The sequence below is a fragment of the Jannaschia seosinensis genome (assembly GCF_001408515.1).
GTDB classification, from domain to species: Bacteria; Pseudomonadota; Alphaproteobacteria; order Rhodobacterales; family Rhodobacteraceae; genus Jannaschia; species Jannaschia seosinensis.
Genome location: NZ_CYPR01000237.1, coordinates 1 through 1,378 on the forward strand (window position 1 = coordinate 1; position 1,378 = coordinate 1,378).

Below are 1,378 nucleotides of genomic sequence, written 5' to 3' on the forward strand. Positions count from 1 at the left end.
CAGGAAATCCTGGCTCTTTGCGGGTTCCGAGCGCGGCGGGCAGCGCGCCGCCTTCATGTATTCCCTGATCGGCACCGCGAAGCTGAACGACATCGACCCGCAGGCTTGGCTCGCCGACGTCATCGCCCGCATCTCCGACATTCCGGTCTCACGCCTGCACGAGTTGCTGCCGTGGGAATGGAACGCCGCTGCGCTCCAGGTCAAGGCAGCCTGACCACGGCACTCGCCGGATGCTTACGATAGATCCAGAGCGGATGCTGTTTTGTGGCCGAGAGGTCATAGAAACCACCAAGGACAAAGACCGCCGCTCCGGCGAGCGCCAATGTTGTGACGGCGGTCAGAAGGATGCGAAGGAGGCCGCGTTTCATCAATCCTCCAAGGTGTAGAGGTAGAGGGCCAGACGCCGCGCCTCGTCCTCGGTGAGGCCGAGCCGGGGCATTGCCGAGCCCGGATCGACCGCCTGCGGGTTTTGAATGAACTGGGCCAGCGCGTCTAAAGTGTTGGGCAGGACCCCCGCGACGTAGGCCTGCCGCGACATCGCGCCCAGCGGTGGCCCTGTTCGCCCGTTCGCGCCAGGAACGCCGGGAATGACATGACAGGTGCCGCAGCCATTCCTTACGATCAGCGTCAGCGCGACGTCATCAGCGGCGACAGGGCCGGCGAGCGACGCGGCGAGGGCGATTGCGGCGACCCGCCTCAAGACGGAAACCGCTCGGTCCGGGCCTCCGCATCGCGCAGAAGACCGGCGACGGTTGCCACCGCGGCGCCGATCAGGATTGCGCAGCACGGAACCCACATGATCAATCCGGCAAGTTGCTGGTCCTCAAGCGCGGACAGGCCGCGGATGCCGCCTTCGTAGGTGTTCCGTCCCGGATGATCACCTTTCCCCGCGACGATCCGCGCTCTTCATGGCAAGATCGGTTCTGAGGGACCTTCGAGACGGGGCACGACCATGCTGATACATCTTCACAAGCAGGCCACGACCACGCCGAAGGTGCGGGCGGCGATCCAGGCGAGCACGGAGCCTGCTCCGGTCCTGGCCGAGCGCTTCGGCATAACGGAGCAGACCGTTTACAAGTGGCGCAAGCGCGACAGCGTCGCGGATCGCAGCCACACGCCGCACAGGCTCCAGACGACGCTGACACCACCGCAAGAGGCCGTCGCGGTGGCCCTGCGAAAGGCGCTGCTGGTGTCGCTGGATGATCTGCTGGCGGTTGTGCGGGAGTTCCTGAACCCGAACGCCTCGCGCTCGGGGCTGGACCGCTGCCTGCGCCGGCATGGCGTGGGGAACCTGCGCGACCTGAAGACCAAGGCGGCCAAGCCGAAGCACAGCGCCTTCAAGGCCTACGAGCCGGGCTACCTCCACATCGACGTGAAA

At 65.9% G+C, this 1,378-nt stretch carries 3 protein-coding genes and 1 pseudogene; 2 read left to right on the forward strand and 2 right to left on the reverse strand.

Features of this window, described 5'->3' with window-relative positions:
* On the forward strand, positions 1–214 hold a 214-nt coding region (locus JSE7799_RS18070), incomplete at its 5' end, for a transposase domain-containing protein (protein WP_144431803.1).
* Here the strand turns inward: JSE7799_RS18070 and JSE7799_RS21170 are convergent.
* Both JSE7799_RS21170 and JSE7799_RS18075 read right to left on the reverse strand, forming a co-directional pair.
* Positions 201–368 (reverse strand): hypothetical protein, encoded by a 168-nt coding sequence (locus JSE7799_RS21170; RefSeq protein WP_186201999.1) that lies wholly within the window; start codon positions 366–368, stop codon positions 201–203. The genes JSE7799_RS18070 and JSE7799_RS21170 overlap by 14 nt on opposite strands.
* Entirely contained in the window at positions 368–700 is a 333-nt protein-coding gene (locus tag JSE7799_RS18075) for a c-type cytochrome (protein ID WP_144431804.1), read from the reverse strand. Before JSE7799_RS18075 ends, JSE7799_RS21170 begins: the two co-directional genes overlap by 1 nt.
* A gap of 252 nt (positions 701–952) precedes the next feature.
* On the opposite strand from JSE7799_RS18075, the pseudogene JSE7799_RS18080 reads away from it, so the two are divergent.
* Positions 953–1,378: pseudogene (locus JSE7799_RS18080) on the forward strand (helix-turn-helix domain-containing protein); the annotation flags it as partial.